Annotated in this window: 11 protein-coding genes; 4 read left to right on the top strand and 7 right to left on the bottom strand. The window is 70.8% G+C overall.

The genetic code is table 11. The features are described from left to right. Positions 1-106 precede the first annotated feature (106 nt). The 5 genes from ffh to nsdA form a co-directional block, all read right to left on the bottom strand. Positions 107-1,654 carry a signal recognition particle protein gene (gene ffh / locus IEZ19_RS37745; RefSeq protein ID WP_189315903.1) on the bottom strand — a complete coding sequence of 516 codons (1,548 nt, stop codon included), beginning with the start codon at positions 1,652-1,654 and terminating at the stop codon, positions 107-109. A gap of 275 nt (positions 1,655-1,929) precedes the next feature. Then, the gene (locus tag IEZ19_RS37740; RefSeq protein ID WP_189315902.1) at positions 1,930-4,377 is read right to left on the bottom strand and encodes a [protein-PII] uridylyltransferase; all 2,448 of its coding nucleotides are present in this window, start codon (positions 4,375-4,377) and stop codon (positions 1,930-1,932) included. 40 nt (positions 4,378-4,417) lie between these two features. Next, entirely contained in the window at positions 4,418-4,756 is a 339-nt protein-coding gene (locus IEZ19_RS37735) for a P-II family nitrogen regulator (protein ID WP_003997576.1), read from the bottom strand. Further along, a complete protein-coding gene (locus IEZ19_RS37730; protein WP_189315901.1) occupies positions 4,753-6,087 on the bottom strand; it encodes an ammonium transporter in 1,335 nt (444 codons plus the stop codon). The genes IEZ19_RS37735 and IEZ19_RS37730 overlap by 4 nt, the downstream gene beginning before the upstream one ends. A 321-nt stretch (positions 6,088-6,408) precedes the next feature. Then, on the bottom strand, positions 6,409-7,878 hold the full coding sequence (gene nsdA / locus IEZ19_RS37725; RefSeq protein WP_189315900.1) for a transcriptional repressor NsdA: 1,470 nt from the start codon (positions 7,876-7,878) through the stop codon (positions 6,409-6,411). A 458-nt stretch (positions 7,879-8,336) separates the two neighbouring features. On the opposite strand from nsdA, the gene IEZ19_RS37720 reads away from it, so the two are divergent. Then, a complete protein-coding gene (locus IEZ19_RS37720) occupies positions 8,337-8,993 on the top strand; it encodes a bifunctional DNA primase/polymerase (RefSeq protein ID WP_189315899.1) in 657 nt (218 codons plus the stop codon). A gap of 142 nt (positions 8,994-9,135) precedes the next feature. Here IEZ19_RS37720 and ftsY read toward each other — a convergent pair whose 3' ends face one another. Then, positions 9,136-10,347 (bottom strand): signal recognition particle-docking protein FtsY, encoded by a 1,212-nt coding sequence (gene ftsY, locus IEZ19_RS37715; protein WP_189315898.1) that lies wholly within the window; start codon positions 10,345-10,347, stop codon positions 9,136-9,138. A gap of 127 nt (positions 10,348-10,474) precedes the next feature. Between ftsY and IEZ19_RS37710 the strand changes: the two genes are divergently transcribed. Genes IEZ19_RS37710 through IEZ19_RS37700 form a run of 3 tightly spaced genes read left to right on the top strand, consistent with a single transcriptional unit; the run spans position 10,475 to position 13,418 of the window. After that, positions 10,475-11,935 (top strand): cytosine permease, encoded by a 1,461-nt coding sequence (locus IEZ19_RS37710; RefSeq protein WP_189315897.1) that lies wholly within the window; start codon positions 10,475-10,477, stop codon positions 11,933-11,935. 53 nt (positions 11,936-11,988) lie between these two features. After that, entirely contained in the window at positions 11,989-13,017 is a 1,029-nt protein-coding gene (locus IEZ19_RS37705; RefSeq protein WP_189315896.1) for an LLM class flavin-dependent oxidoreductase, read from the top strand. A 41-nt stretch (positions 13,018-13,058) separates the two neighbouring features. Further along, complete coding sequence (locus IEZ19_RS37700; RefSeq protein WP_189315895.1) at positions 13,059-13,418, top strand: hypothetical protein; 360 nt, start codon at positions 13,059-13,061, stop codon at positions 13,416-13,418. 135 nt (positions 13,419-13,553) lie between these two features. Here IEZ19_RS37700 and IEZ19_RS37695 read toward each other — a convergent pair whose 3' ends face one another. Next, complete coding sequence (locus tag IEZ19_RS37695; RefSeq protein WP_189315894.1) at positions 13,554-14,972, bottom strand: sugar porter family MFS transporter; 1,419 nt, start codon at positions 14,970-14,972, stop codon at positions 13,554-13,556. Positions 14,973-15,063: the final 91 nt, after the last annotated feature.

Raw genomic sequence — 15,063 nt, 5'->3', positions numbered from 1 at the left:
CCAGCCAAAGACCATCACCCTTCTGCCTCGATTGGTTTAGAACTCAAGCAACGGCATTGGGGCGCCCCCTCTCGGAAGGGGCGCCCTCATAGTCGTACGCGCGCTGTCAGCCCATGAACTTCTTGAACTCGTCCGGCAGTTCGAAGTCCTGCCCGCCCTGCTGCGGCAGCCCGAAGGCGCCGCCCTGGGCCGCGGCCTCGCGGCGCTGGGCCTCCTCCAGCTCCTGCTGCTTGCGCTTCATCGGGTTGCCGGAGCGCTGCTTGCCCTTGGCCTTCTTGGGCTGCTTCTTGGTGCGGCCGGGACCACCACCCATCCCCGGCATACCAGGCATCCCCGGCATGCCGCCGCCCTGGGCCATGCGGGACATCATCTTGCGGGCCTCGAAGAACCGCTCGACCAGGCCCTTCACTGCGCTGACCTCGACACCGGAACCCTTGGCGATACGGGCGCGGCGGGAGCCGTTGATGATCGTCGGGTCCTGGCGCTCGCCGGGGGTCATCGACTTGATGATCGCGGCCGTGCGGTCGACGTCGCGCTCGTCGAGGTTGTTGATCTGGTCCTTGATCTGACCCATGCCGGGCAGCATGCCGAGCAGCTTGCTGATGCTGCCCATCTTCCTGACCTGCTCCATCTGGGCCAGGAAGTCGTCCAGGGTGAAGTCCTGGCCCTTCTTGGACGCCAGCTTGGAGGCCATCTTCTCGGCCTCTTCCTGGCTGAACGTCTTCTCCGCCTGCTCGATCAGAGTGAGCAGGTCACCCATGTCGAGGATGCGGGAGGCCATCCGGTCCGGGTGGAAGGCGTCGAAGTCGTCGAGCTTCTCGCCGTTCGACGCGAACATGATCGGCTTGCCGGTGATCTGCCGGATCGACAGGGCGGCACCACCGCGGGCGTCGCCGTCGAGCTTGGAGAGCACCACGCCGTCGAAGCCGACGCCGTCACGGAAGGCCTCGGCGGTGTTGACCGCGTCCTGACCGATCATCGCGTCGACGACGAACAGGATCTCGTCCGGCGAGACCGCGTCCCGGATGTCCGCGGCCTGCTGCATCATCTCCTGGTCGATGCCCAGGCGGCCGGCGGTGTCCACGATCACGATGTCGTGGACCTTGGTCTTGGCGTGGTCGATGGAGTCCTTGGCGACCTTGACCGGGTCACCGACGCCGTTGCCCCGCTCGGGCGCGTAGACCGCGATGCCGGCACGCTCGGCGACGACGCTCAGCTGGTTGACGGCGTTCGGGCGCTGGAGGTCGGCGGCGACCAGGAGCGGCGAGTGGCCCTGCTCCTTGAGCCAGTGGCCGAGCTTGCCCGCGAGGGTGGTCTTACCGGCACCCTGCAGACCCGCCAGCATGATCACGGTGGGGGGCTGCTTGGCGAAGCGCAGCCGCCGGGTCTCGCCACCGAGGATCGTGACCAGCTCGTCGTTGACGATCTTCAGGACCTGCTGGGCCGGGTTGAGCGCCCGGGACACCTCGGCGCCGAGGGCGCGCTCCTTGACGTTCTTGATGAAGGTCCGGACGACAGGCAGCGCCACGTCCGCTTCGAGGAGGGCGATGCGGATCTCGCGGGCCGTGGCGTCGATGTCCGCCTCGGACAACCGCCCCTTGCCGCGCAGGCTTTTGAAAGTCGCTGAGAGGCGATCGGAGAGAGTATCGAACACGGCGGCGTCGGTCCTCGGGGTCGGAGATGGCTGAAGGAATCGCCCTCCAGGGTATCCCGGCCGCGCGAAACCGGGTCACGGTCGTCCGCGTGACGTCATCGCGCCGTCCGCGAGACGCCGTCGGTGCCGTCCACGCCCCCGTAGGGGGCTGTCTTGACACGCTTGGCTTCAAGCGCCCTGAAGAGGCGCGGGGAACTGCGCGGTCAGCCACGACGTCGCCGCAGACGGTCGACGGCCCGGCGCGGCACTTCCAGCGGAGCGCAACGTCACGGCGCTCACCCCCGCAACGTCTCCTCCAGCTTGCGCGCCACCCCCGCCGCGTCGTCGCCGGGCAGCGGGGAGCCCTCCGTGCCGGTGACGTAGAAGGCGTCCACGGCGTTGGCGCCGAGCGTGCTCACATGGGCGCTGCGGACGCGTACGCTCGCGTCCTCCAGCGCCCGGCCGATCCGGAACAGCAGCCCGGGGGCGTCCTGGGCGCGGACCTCGATCACCGTGGCGTGCCGGGACGCGGCCGGGGCGACGGTCACCCGGGGCGGCGGGGCCACGACACCCCGGCGGCGCGGGTAGGCGGCGTCGCGTTCGGCCAGGCGGGCTGCGATGTCCAGGGAGCCGTCCAGCGCCCGCACCAGGTCGGCGCGCAGCCGGGCCGCCTGGGGCAGCGAGCCGTACTCCGCCGCGACGCGCCAGTCCAGCAGTAGGACCGAGCCGTCGTCGACGTCGTCCGGGAGCCGCAGGGCCCGCAGCTCGGCCGTGCGGACCGTGAGGCGGTGCACGGCCAGGACGCCGGCGACCGCGGGCAGCACGCCGGGCTGGTCGGGTACGGCGATCAGCAGCTCGACGCCGAGCGGTTCGGGCTCGTCGGACGCTTCCTCCGTCGGCGGCTCGGTCTGGGCGCGCAGGGCGAGCACCGGGCCGCCCGTGCGGAACGCCTCGATGGCGAGACGTTCCTGTTCGGCGGTGGGTGCGCCGGGCTCGGGCTCGTCGGGGGCGTCGCCGGCGAGGACCGCTGATACACGTTTGACCAGGTCGGCAACGAGGGAGCCTCGCCACGAGGACCAGGCGGCGGGGCCGGTGGCCAGCGCGTCCGCCTCGGTCAGGGCGTGCAGCAGCTCCAGCGTGCTCTGCGTGCCGACTGCCTCGGCGACCGAGCGCACGGTGGCGGGGTCGTCCAGGTCACGACGGGTGGCCGTCTCGATGAGCAGCAGGTGATGGCGTACGAGCGTGGAGAGCACGCCCACGTCCGCGCGGTCGAAGCCGATGCGGGCGGCCACGTCCTTGGCGATGATTTCGCCGGCCACGGAGTGGTCGCCGGGCCAGCCCTTGCCGATGTCGTGCAGCAGGGCGGAGACGAGGAGGAGGTCGGGGCGGCTGACGTGCCGGGTCAGCTCGGAGGCGCGGACCGCCGTCTCGATCAGATGCCGGTCGACGGTCCAGATGTGGACGGCGTTGCGCTGCGGACGGCAGCGCACGCGCTCCCAGTCGGGCAGCAGCCGGGTGATCAGGCCCTCCGCCTCCAGCGCTTCCCAGACCTCCACGGTCGGGCGGCCGGAGCCCAGCAGGGTCACCAGCTGTTCGCGGGCCTCGGCGGGCCAGGGCGTGGGCAGGGGGCGCACGCCGGCGGCCATGCGCCGTACGGCGTGCAGGGAGAGCGGGAGGCCGGCCTGGGCGGCGGCGGCCGCTGCGCGCAGGGGGAGCACGGGGTCGCGTTCGGGGCGCGCCGCGCGGGCGAGCACCACCTCGCCGTCCTGCTCCACCACGCCCTCGGCGAGAGGCGAGCGCTCGGCGACCGGTTTCCCGCCGCCGAGCATGGCGCGCAGCCTCGTCCGCACGGCGCGCGATCGCAACACGCGCCCCACCTCGCGCCAGGTGACGTCACTGGCGTACGAGATCACGCGCGCGGCCTCGTACGCCTGCCGCAGGAGCGTGTCGGCGTCCAGCAGGCCCAGCTCGGCCGCGACCTGGTCCTGTTCCTGGAGGGAGAGGCGGTCGGTGGCGCGGCCGGTGGTCAGATGCAGGGCGTCGCGCACGTCGAGCAGGCGTCGGCGGGCGTCGGCCAGGCCCTCGCGCGGGGCGTCCGCCAGCCAGGAGGCGGCGACGGCGCGCAGGGCGGTGGCGTCGCGCAGGCCGCCGCGGGCCTCCTTGAGGTCGGGTTCCAGGAGGTACTGCAGCTCGCCGTGCCGCTCGGCGCGCTCGGCGCACAGCTCCTGGAGTTCGGGCAGGCGCTTGGGCGCCTGGTTGCGCCAGTCGGCGAGGACCGCCGTGCGCAGTCCGGTCGTGAGGCCGAGGTCGCCCGCGATGTGGCGGGCGTCGAGGAGGCCGAGCTGGACCTTGAGGTCCTCGCCGGCCGTCCTGCGGGCCTCGGCCGGGCTGCGCACCGAGTGGTCGAGGGCGAGGCCGAGGTCCCAGACGGGGTACCAGATGCGGTCGGCGAGGGCGGTGATCGCCGCAGAGTCGCCGCCGTCGTGCAGGAGCAGGAGGTCGAGGTCGCTGCGGGGGGACAGTTCGCCGCGTCCGTAGCCGCCGACGGCGACGAGGGAGACACCGCGCATACCGTCGGCCGCCGCGTCGAACAGACCGGACAGCCAGCCGTCGGTCAGTTCGGCGAGGGCCGCACGGCGCGGCGGCCCGGACCGCGCCCCCTCACCGAGGAGGCGCAGCCGGGCCGCCGCGTAGCCGCTGGGTCCCGAGTCCTCTGCGCCGTTCCGAACTTCCGTGCTCGTCACCCAGCGACTCCTGTCCTTCTTCTGTTCACCGGCGCCCCGGTCAGAGCGCGTCGGGGCCGCGCTCGCCGGTGCGGACCCGTACGGCCGTCTCTACGGGCAGGGACCAGACCTTGCCGTCACCGATCTTGCCGGTCCGGGCGGCCTTGACGATGACGTCGATCAGCTGCTCGGCGTCGTCGTCCTCGGCCAGCACCTCGATACGGATCTTGGGGACCAGGTCGACCGTGTACTCGGCGCCGCGGTAGACCTCGGTGTGTCCCCTCTGACGACCGTAACCGCTCGCCTCGGTGACCGTCAGGCCGTGTACGCCGAAGGCCTGCAGGGCCTCCTTGATCTCGTCGAGCCGGTGGGGCTTGACGACGGCGGTGATGAGCTTCATGCGTCCACCTTCTTGCTCTCCGCGGCCAGGGCCGGCGCGGCGGAGCCGACGAGGCCGCCGCCGGTGCCGCTGAAGTCGTATGCGGTCTCGGCGTGCTGCGCCTGGTCGATGCCGGACACTTCCTCGTCCTCGGGAACCCGCATGCCGATGGTCTTGTCGAGGAGGAAGGCGAGGACCGCGGAGGCCACCAGTGAGTAGCCGAGGACCGCGAAGACACCGGCGCACTGCTTCCAGAACTGGTCGAGGCCGCCGCCGTAGAAGAGGCCCTCGACGTCGGACTGGCCCTTGCCGCTGGCGAAGAAGCCGATGAGCAGGGAGCCGGCGATACCGCCGACCATGTGGACACCGACGACGTCGAGCGAGTCGTCGAAGCCGAACTTGTACTTGAGTCCTACGGCCATGGCGCACAGGACACCGGCGATGACGCCGACGGCGATCGCGCCGAGCGGGGAGACCGCACCACCGGACGGGGTGATCGCGACGAGGCCCGCGACGGCACCGGAGGCGGCGCCCAGCGTGGTGAACGCGCCGTGGCGGATCTTCTCGTAGACGAGCCAGGCCAGCATGGCGGCCGCGGTGGCGATCTGGGTGTTGACGAACATCAGCGGGCCGACGCCGTCGTCGTTGCCGAGCCACGAGCCGGCGTTGAAGCCGAACCAGCCGAACCACAGGAGACCTGCGCCGAGCATGACCAGCGGGAGGCTGTGCGGACGCATCGGGTCCCTCTTGAAGCCGACGCGCTTGCCGATGACGAGGATCACGCCGAGCGCCGCGGCACCCGCGTTGATGTGGACCGCCGTACCACCGGCGAAGTCGATCACACCGAGGTCGAAGGCCCAGCCTCCGGTGCCCCAGACCCAGTGGGCGACCGGGAAGTACACGACCGTGACCCACAGGATCAGGAAGAGCGACCATGCCGAGAACTTCACGCGGTCCGCGAGGGCGCCGCTTATCAGGGCCGGCGTGATGATCGCGAACATCAGCTGGAAGACGGCGAAGACGAAGACCGGGATGGTGTACCCGGGCCACAGGTCTTCCTTGCCGATCCCGCCGAAGCCCACGAAGTCCGAGGTCCAGCCGACGATCGAGCCGTGGTCGGTGCCGAAGGCCATCGAGAAGCCGTAGAGCACCCACAGGATGGTGACGATGCCCAGGCTGATGAAGCTCATCATCAGCATGTTCAGGGTGCTCTTGACGCGGACCATGCCTCCGTAGAAGAAAGCCAGGCCCGGTGTCATGAGCATCACCAGGGCGGAACAGATCAGCATGAAGCCTGTGTTGGCGGACGACAGCTTGGGTGCGTCCGCCGCAAGCATGATGGCTGGTGCCATCGGCGTCTCCTCGTCGGTTGGTACGGCCCCGTGCGGGCGAAGCCTGAGAGGTCCGGTCAGTGAGGGGTGGGCCGGTTATGCGCCATGAGATTGGCGCAGCGCGGTTTCGGTCGACGCCCCTCGTTGTTTCGCCGGAGTGACGAAGGCACCCTGCGTGTTACGCGTGGATGAATTGCCGGATGTACGCCTGCGGCATCGTTTTCGTGGCGCAACCTTCTCGGGAGGAGAGTATCCGGCCGCGGCAGGCCTTCCGATGACCTGGCATGGGGGGAGCCGAGTCGGGCAGTTCGGGAGGGCCGGCCGCGGCCGGGGCTTCGCGGGTCAGACCGCTTCGGCGGTCTCCGGGAGGTCCACGGCGAGCTGGTCGGTGAGGTCGACGACCGCCGCGAGATCACCGAAATCGCGTACGGCCGTGTCGACGGTCCTGCGGATGCGTGTGTTGACCCGCTCGGAGCGGACCTTCTTCGCGATGCCCATCGCCTGGGAGACGAGGACCGTACTCTGCTCGGGCTCGCGGCGCAGCAGATGCACGGTGGCCAGGCCGATGAGGTTCAGCGCGTACGACCGCTGGTACTCGGCCTCGTTCGCGAACAGCTCCACGGCCCGCCGCATCAGGGGCTCGGCCATGGAGGCGTAGGTGGGGCTGCGGCCGGCGACGTAGGCGAGGTCGCGGAAGGAGTGGGAGTTCTCGCCGTACAGCTCCGCCTCGGAGAAGAAGCGGATCCAGTCGGGGTCCGGCTCGTCCCACTCGTCGGCCTCGGCGAAGGTGTCCTCGGCCATCCGCACCGCCCGCTTGCACCGGCCGGGCTGGCCCATGTTCGCGTACGCCCGGGCCTCCATCGCATACAGCATGGACTGGGTGCGGGGGCTCGCGCAGTCACGGCTGCCGTACTGCGCGAGGTGGATCAGCTCCAGGGCGTCGTCGGGCCGGCCGAGGTGGATCATCTGCCGGCTCATGCTGGAGAGGACGTACGAGCCGAGCGGCTTGTCGCACGCCTCCTTGGCGGCGTGCACGGCCAGGACGAAGTACTTCTGGGCGGTCGGCTGGAGCCCCACGTCGTAGCTCATCCAGCCCGCCAGCTCGGCGAGTTCGGCGGCGACCTTGAAGAGCTTGACCGCGGTGGCCGCGGGCTGCGACTCCTGGAGGAGGTCGGTGACCTCGTGCAGCTGGCCGACGACCGCCTTGCGGCGCAGGCCACCGCCGCACTGGGCGTCCCACTGGCGGAACATCCGCGTGGTGGACTCGAGCAGGTCCAGCTCGGGCTTGGACAGCCTGCCGGGGCGGGGCTCGGCGGGCTCGGGCTCCGGCTGCGGGGCGGCGGGCGCGGGGACGAGCCAGCGCTGCATCGGCTCGATGAGGGACGGGCCCGCGGACAGGGTCAGCGAGGTCCCGAGGAAGCCGCGCCGCGCCAGCATCAGGTCGCTGCGCGAGAACTCGCTGAGCAGGGCCACCGTCTGCGGACCCGTCCAGGGCAGGTCGACGCCGGACACGGAGGGTGACTGGCGGGCGGCCCGCAGACCGAGGTCCTCGACCGAGACGACACAGCCGAACCGCTCGGAGAACAGCTCGGACAGGATCCGGGGGATCGGCTCGCGCGGGTTCTCGCCGTCCAGCCAGCGGCGCACGCGCGAGGTGTCCGTGGAGATGTGGTTGGCCCCCAACTGGCGGGCCCGGCGGTTGACTTGGCGGGCCAGCTCGCCCTTGGACCAGCCGCTGCGCACGAACCACGAGCCGAGCAGCTCATTGGGGCGCTTGTCAGCGTTCGCTCCGCTGCCGCCGTTGTCGCCCACTGGAACGCCCCCATCCCTGAGACCACTTGTCGCCGAGTGCGCCAAGCCTTATCAGAATGCCGGTAAGTACGGCCGCCCGTCCGGTACTTCTCACCCTTCGAACGGGATACCGAGTTGCCCACGGCATATCCGAGAGTGCATGTGCCCCCAGGACTCGTGCACTCAAAGTAATCCTACGATCACCCGCCCAGCCACGACGATCCCGGAAACGCCACCATTCGCCACCCCTTCGAATGAACTCACGGTTGCCCGGGCGCGATTCACTTGACATAGGACGGCCGGAAGTGGGCGGAGCGGTGCACTCAGGGGCGCGCGCCGCCGGGCGCACCACCCGTGGCACTCCAGGGCGCTGCCCGGACCTTGCGAGCGTGGGGTAGGGCAGAGCCGTGAGGGTCACGTTCCGCTTCTGCCTCGTTCCGCGTCGTAACCACCGGCGTGCTGGACCCGTTGGAGGGGGCATGGGCTTCACGATCGGCGGCATTCGCGAGATCCGCTCCGGCACGCGCCGGCGCGGCCGTTCGTCGGAGTGCACTGCCGTCGCCGAGTTCACCGGCCTGTGGGGCTGGGACGTGGTGCCGGGCGCGCGTGCCGTTGCGGGCGTATGTTCCTGCGGCCGGGCGGACTGCCGTGCGCCGGGCGCGCATCCGCTGGACTTCGCGCCCCAGATCTCCGGCGGCGCCACGCTCGACGAAGTCACCAAGGCCTGGGGCGAGTCCCCGGGGGCCGCGGTGATGCTGCCGGTCGGCCGGGCGTTCGACGTGATCGAGGTCGCCGAGCCCGCCGGGCGCCGTGCGCTGGTCCGCCTGGAGCGCATGGGCCTCCCCCTCGGCCCGGTCACCGCGACCCCCGACGGCCGGGCGCAGTTCCTGGTCGCCCCGGGGGCCGCCGTCGAACTCCCCGCACTGCTCTACCGCATGGGCTGGGACGACCCGACCTCCCTGGACCTGCGCGGCCTCGGCCCCGGCGCGTACATCACGGCTCCGCCCTCGGACCGCGGCGGCCGCGGCCCGGTGCGCTGGCTGCGGCCGCCGGCCCTGGACTCGGTGTCGAGGCCGCCGGCGGCAAGGCTCCTGCTGGGCACGCTGGCCTACGTGGCACACCGCTCGCGCGCCTAGTGCTGCGACCGGGAAGGTTCACCGGCTCGCGACGCCCGGCAAACCTTCCCGGCCACAGCACTAGCCGCCCACAGCGAAGCGCCCGCCCCCCAACTGCACCTTGGGGTACGGGCGCTTCTTCACGCGCACGCGCGGGCGGTGCTCAATCCCCGATAAGGGCGTCAACGAACGCCTCCGGCTCGAACGGTGCCAGGTCGTCGGCGCCCTCGCCGAGACCGACCAGCTTGACCGGGACGCCCAGTTCGCGCTGGACCGCGATCACGATGCCACCCTTGGCCGTGCCGTCCAGCTTGGTGAGCACGATGCCGGTGATGTCGACGACCTCGGCGAAGACGCGGGCCTGCACCAGGCCGTTCTGGCCGGTGGTGGCGTCGAGGACGAGCAGCACCTCGTCGAGCGGGGCGTGCTTCTCGACGACGCGCTTGACCTTGCCCAGCTCGTCCATGAGGCCGGTCTTGGTGTGCAGGCGCCCGGCGGTGTCGATGAGCACCACGTCGACGCCCATCTCCTTGCCCTCCTTCACCGCGTCGAAGGCGACGGAGGCGGGGTCGCCTGCCTCCGGACCACGCACGGTGTAGGCGCCGACACGCTCCCCCCAGGTCTGCAACTGGTCGGCGGCGGCGGCACGGAAGGTGTCGGCCGCGCCCAGCACGACGGTGCGGCCGTCGGCCACCAGGACGCGGGCGAGCTTGCCGGTGGTGGTGGTCTTGCCGGTGCCGTTGACGCCGACGACCATCACGATGCCCGGCTTGCGGTCCTCGGGCTCGGTCTTCACGGTGCGATCGACGTCGGTACCGACCAGCTTGAGCAGCTCCCCGCGCAGCAGGCCGCGCAGCTCCTCCGGCGTGCGGGTACCGAGCACCTTGACGCGCTCGCGCAGGCCCTCGACCAGCTCCTGGGTGGGCTGCACACCGACGTCGGCGGTGAGCAGCGTGTCCTCGATCTCCTCCCAGGTGTCGTCGTCGAGGTGCTCGCGCGACAGCAGCGTGAGCAGGCCCTTGCCGAGGGCGTTCTGGGAGCGGGAGAGGCGGGCGCGCAGGCGGACCAGGCGTCCCGCGGTGGGCTCCGGGATCTCGATCCCGGGGGCCTCGACGGCTTCGGCGGTGGGGGGTTCCTCGACGGCCGTGGGGGCCGGGCCACCGGGGAGGTCCACCTCCTCGATCGTGCGGCGCGGTTCGTCGCGCGGCGTCTCGGCCTCGTCGCCGACGTGCGGCTCGGCCGGGGGCGCGGTGATGTCGGGCGCGGCGGGGGGCGGCGGGGGCAGCGACTTCTTGCGCCGCGTACCGACGACGAGCCCGCCGAGCGCGCCGAGCACGACCACGGCGATGACTACAGCAAGGATGACGGTTTCCATAACCCGTCCAGTATCCATCCCTGCCCCGCCGCGGCTTTGTCGCTGCGGGGCGGATTTTCTGTAGCTTCCTCCAGGAAACGTGGGGAGTTTTGGGGTGATTCGTTGTATCAAAGTACGATGATGCCCTATGAGCACCACCGGCCGCCACGATGGCGCCCTCGAGACTCGCGGCATAGAACCGGTCCCCCACCCCGAGCGCACCGCGCGAACCCGCGGACTGCTGCCGACCTGGATCGCCGCCAACATCAGTGTCCTGCTGCTGACCATGGGCGCGAGCCTGGCCGTGACGTACGGGCTGAACTTCTGGCAGGCCCTGGTGGTCGGTGTCACGGCGCCCATCGTGTCGTACGGCCTGGTGGGGATCGTCGGCATCGCCGGCAAGCGTGGCGGAGCCCCCGGCATGGCGCTGTCCCGGGCGGTGTTCGGCCAGCGCGGCAATCTGCTGCCGGGCTCGCTGATCTGGATCGCCCGCTGGGGCTGGGAGACGATCAACGCGGTGACCGGCGCCTATGCGGTGCTGACGGTGCTGGACATCCTTTTCGGCGTGCGGAGCAACACCGTCCTGATCGTCGTCACGCTGCTGTTCTTCGTGGTCGCCACATTCGCGATCTCGGGCCTGGGCATCGGTGCGGTGCGGCGCTGCAACACGTGGGCGACCTGGTTGTTCGGCGCCTTCTCCGTGCTGGTCCTCGGTTATCTGGTGGTGGAGACGGACTGGGGGAAGGTCTTCGAGCGGGGCGCCGGGTCCACGGCGGCGATGATCACCGGCATCGGTCTGGTCGCCGCGGGCGGCATCAGCTGGGCGCCGACCGCGCCGGACTTCACGCGCTATCTGCCGCGTACGGCGTCGTCGGCGGCGATCGTGCGCAACACGGTCGGCGGTGCGGGTGTCGTCGTCCTGCCGATGGTCCTGATGGGCGCGGTGATGGCGACGTCGACCCCCGACCTCGCCACCGCGAACGATCCGGTGTCCTTCCTGGGCGAGATCCTCCCGCTGTGGCTGGCGGTCCCCTACCTCCTGATCGCGTTGATCGGCATGCTGCTGATCAACGCCATGTCGATGTACTCGGCCGGGTTCACCGCGCAGACCCTCGGCATCCGGGTCCCGCGCCACTGGGCGGTCTCGGTCAACGCGGTGATCTCGCTGGTGTTCGGCGGCGTCCTGATGCTGGTGGCGACGTCCTTCATGGGCTCCTTCATCGCCTTCCTGTCGCTGCTCGCGGTGGCCTTCTCGGCCTGGGTCGGCGTCTTCGGCACGGATCTGCTGCGCCGGGGCGGCTACGACGCGCGGGCCCTGCTCGACACCACACGTACCAGCGCCTACTGGTACCGGGGCGGCTTCTCCCCCGCCGCGGTCGCCGCCTGGGCCGTCGGCCTCGGCTCGGGGATGCTGTTCACCACGTCCGACTGGTTCACCGGCCCGCTGGCCACGAACAACCCCGTCGGCGAGTACGGCCTGGGCTGGGTGGCGACGATCGTCGTCTCGGGTCTGCTGTACGCGGCCCTGCCGAAGCCGGCGGTGGCGGTGGCGACGGCCGGCGAGCCGGTATCGGCCGGCGTCGAGGAGCCCGAGGGTATGGCTGTCTGACGCTCCGTCAGCTACCGTCCCCTTCGCATCCACCGTGTGAAGGGGGACATCCCATGCCCGTCACGGTCGTACGTTTCAACCTCGTCGAGCCCGGGGCCACCCCCGCCTCCCTCGCCGCGCGCTACCGGGCGGCCCTGGAGATGGCCGCGTACGCCGACGAGCACGGGATCACCACCGTGCAGACCGAGGAGCACCACGGCGTCGAGAACAACTGGCTGCCCTCGCCGTTCACCTTCGCGGGCGCGGTGTTCGGGGCGACACAAGGAAATTCAGCGGCGCGCGGCGCCTCGTCGAGGGGCGGTGGCCGGGCGACGGGCGGGCGGATCGCCGTCACGGTCCCGGCGGTCATCGGCCCGCTGCACGACCCGCTGAGACTGGCCGAGGACATCGCCGTGCTGGATCTGCTCGGCGGCGGCCGCCTGGTCACCGTGGCCGGGATCGGCTACCGGCCCGAGGAGTACGACCGCTGCGGCGTCGACTGGAAGCGGCGGGGCCGGCTCCAGGACGAACTGCTGGAGACGCTGCTCAAGGGATGGACCGGCGAGGAGTTCGAGTACCGGGGCCATACCGTACGGGTCACCCCTCGCCCGGCCACCGAACCGCACCCCCTCCTCCTGGTCGGCGGCTCCTCCCGGGCCGCGGCCCGGCTCGGCCTGCCCTTCTTCCCGAGCGCGCATCTGCCGGAGCTGGAGGCGTACTACAAGGAACGGCTCGTCGAGTACGGCACCGAGGGCTGGACCATGATGCCCACGGCCGAGACCCCCCTCCTGCACATCGCCGAGGACCCCGACCGCGCCTGGGAGCGCTACGGGCAGCACTTCCTGCACGAGGCGCGCACATACGCCTCCTGGCAGTCCGGCGACATCCGCTCGGCGGTGAGAACGACGGCCACGACGGTGGACGAACTGCGCACGGAGGGCGTGTACCGGATCCTCACACCGGAGGAGTGCGCGGCGCAGGGCCTCGACAACCCCGTGCTGCATCCGCTGGCGGGTGGGATGCCGGTGGAGGAGGGGTGGCGGAGCCTGCGGCTGTCCGCGGAGCAGGTCCTGCCGGTGCTGGACTGCCGACCCGCGTCGTAATCCGCTGGTCCGGCCCCGTCCGGCGGTGCTCCACTGAGGCCATGAGTCTGAACGTGGATGTCGTCGTCCGGGGACCCGCCGGTGGGTTCGACGTGCTCGACACTCCCGAGGGGTGCGACGACTCGGCGGGCTTCGAGGTCTGGCGCCAGAAGGTGTGGGGCTCGGACGTGGTGCGCTCGCTGGGCGCCCGTTACCTCCCTCTGCTCGACGGCGACTGGATGGAGGTCGCCACCGAAGATCTGCCGCTGTTCCTTCAGGAGATCCTGCTGTTGCGGGCCCATCTGGACCTGATCGCCACCACGGTCGGGGTGCACCCGGACGGAATCGAGAGCCGCCTGGACAACATCGAGGCGGCGACCCTGCGCGCCCAGCGGCTCGGTGCCCGCGTTCTCATCTGGTGACCGGCACCCCGACGCACGAAACCGCCGCCCCCGGCTCGGGCAGTGGGCCGAACCGGGGGCGGCGGGAGGTTACGAGGAGGGGGGCAGCGGGGGGCCCGGCCCGTCTCCTCGGGTGCGCGGGCCTCGTACAGAGGCTCAGCCCATCTCCTCCAGCGCCTTGCCCTTCGTCTCCTTGACGAACTTGAGGACGAACGGAACGGAGAGCACCGCGAAGACCGTGTAGATCACGTAGGTCACGGACAGGTTCCAGTCGGCCAGCGACGGGAAGCTCGCCGTAATGGCCCAGTTGGCGATCCACTGCGCCGCGGCGGCCACACCCAGGGCGGCGGCACGGATCTTGTTCGGGAACATCTCGCCGAGCATGACCCAGACGACCACACCCCAGGACAGGGCGAAGAAGAGGACGAAGATGTGGGCGGCGACCAGGGCGATCCAGCCCTCCGCGGCCGGGAGCTTGCCGCCGACCAGGTCGGACGAGAACGCCCAGGCCTCCAGCGCGAGGCCGACCGCCATGCCGATGGAGCCGATGAGCGCGAGCGGCCGGCGGCCGATGCGGTCCACGAAGATCATCGCGATGACGGTGCCGACGATGTTGATGATCGACGTCGTGAACGAGTAGAAGAACGAGTCCGCCGGGTCGACGCCGACCGACTGCCACAGCGTGGACGAGTAGTAGAACGCGACGTTGATGCCGACGAACTGCTGGAAGACCGACAGACCGATGCCGACCCAGACGATCGGCTTGAAGAAGAAGCCGCCGCCGAGCAGGTCCTTGAAGGCGGACTTCTCCTCGCTCTTCATCGCGTGCTCGATCTCGGCGACGCGGGAGTTCAGGTCGATGTCCTCGCCCTCGACCTCGGCGAGGATCTCACGGGCGCGGTCGCGCTGGCCGACGGAGAGCAGGAAGCGCGGGGACTCGGGGATCGCGAAGGAGAGCAGACCGTAGAGCACGGCCGGGATCACCATGACGCCCAGCATGACCTGCCAGGCCTCGAGGCCCATGATCAGACCGCGCTGGTTGCCGTCGGCGGCATTGAGCAGAGCCCAGTTGACCAGCTGCGAGAGGGCGATGCCGAGGACGATCGCGGCCTGCTGGAAGGAGCCCAGTCGACCACGGTAGGCGGCCGGGGCGACCTCGGCGATGTAGGCGGGGCCGATGACCGAGGCCATGCCGATGGCGAACCCGCCGATGATCCGCCAGAAGGCGAGGTCCCACAGCGCGAAGGGCAGCGCGGAGCCGACGGCGCTGATGATGAACAGCACGGCGGCGATCTGCATGCAGCGGATGCGGCCGATCCGGTCGGCTATGCGGCCGGCGGTCGCGGCACCGATGGCACATCCGATCAGGGCGATGGCGATGACCTGGGCCAGCCCCGCGGACCCGACGTCGTACCGGTCCCGGATGGCTTCGACGGCGCCGTTGATCACGGAGCTGTCGTAGCCGAAGAGGAAACCGCCCATGGCGGCCGCCGCCGCGATGAAGATGACGTGCCCGAGATGTTCGGGGTGAGTCGACCTGGCTCCTGACTGCTGTGCCTGCACTGTGCTGGTCACGTGAAACTCCTCGGGCCACCGGCAACATCACCGGGGTGGGGGGGCGAGCCCTTGCAGGTTTCCGGTGGCGCACAGTTCACGGCGCTCACAC

The sequence above is a fragment of the Streptomyces brasiliensis genome (genome assembly GCF_014647875.1).
Taxonomy (GTDB): Bacteria; Actinomycetota; Actinomycetes; order Streptomycetales; family Streptomycetaceae; genus Streptomyces; species Streptomyces brasiliensis.
This window is presented reverse-complemented; position numbering and strand designations above follow the sequence as displayed.

Coding starts and splice junctions, on each gene's coding strand:
- IEZ19_RS37720 (WP_189315899.1), top strand. CDS start 8,337: ATGGGCTTCACGATCGGCGGCATTCGCGAGATCCGCTCCGGCACGCGC.
- IEZ19_RS37735 (WP_003997576.1), bottom strand. CDS start 4,756: ATGAAGCTCATCACCGCCGTCGTCAAGCCCCACCGGCTCGACGAGATC.
- IEZ19_RS37730 (WP_189315901.1), bottom strand. CDS start 6,087: ATGGCACCAGCCATCATGCTTGCGGCGGACGCACCCAAGCTGTCGTCC.
- IEZ19_RS37700 (WP_189315895.1), top strand. CDS start 13,059: ATGAGTCTGAACGTGGATGTCGTCGTCCGGGGACCCGCCGGTGGGTTC.
- IEZ19_RS37705 (WP_189315896.1), top strand. CDS start 11,989: ATGCCCGTCACGGTCGTACGTTTCAACCTCGTCGAGCCCGGGGCCACC.
- IEZ19_RS37710 (WP_189315897.1), top strand. CDS start 10,475: ATGAGCACCACCGGCCGCCACGATGGCGCCCTCGAGACTCGCGGCATA.
- ftsY (WP_189315898.1), bottom strand. CDS start 10,347: ATGGAAACCGTCATCCTTGCTGTAGTCATCGCCGTGGTCGTGCTCGGC.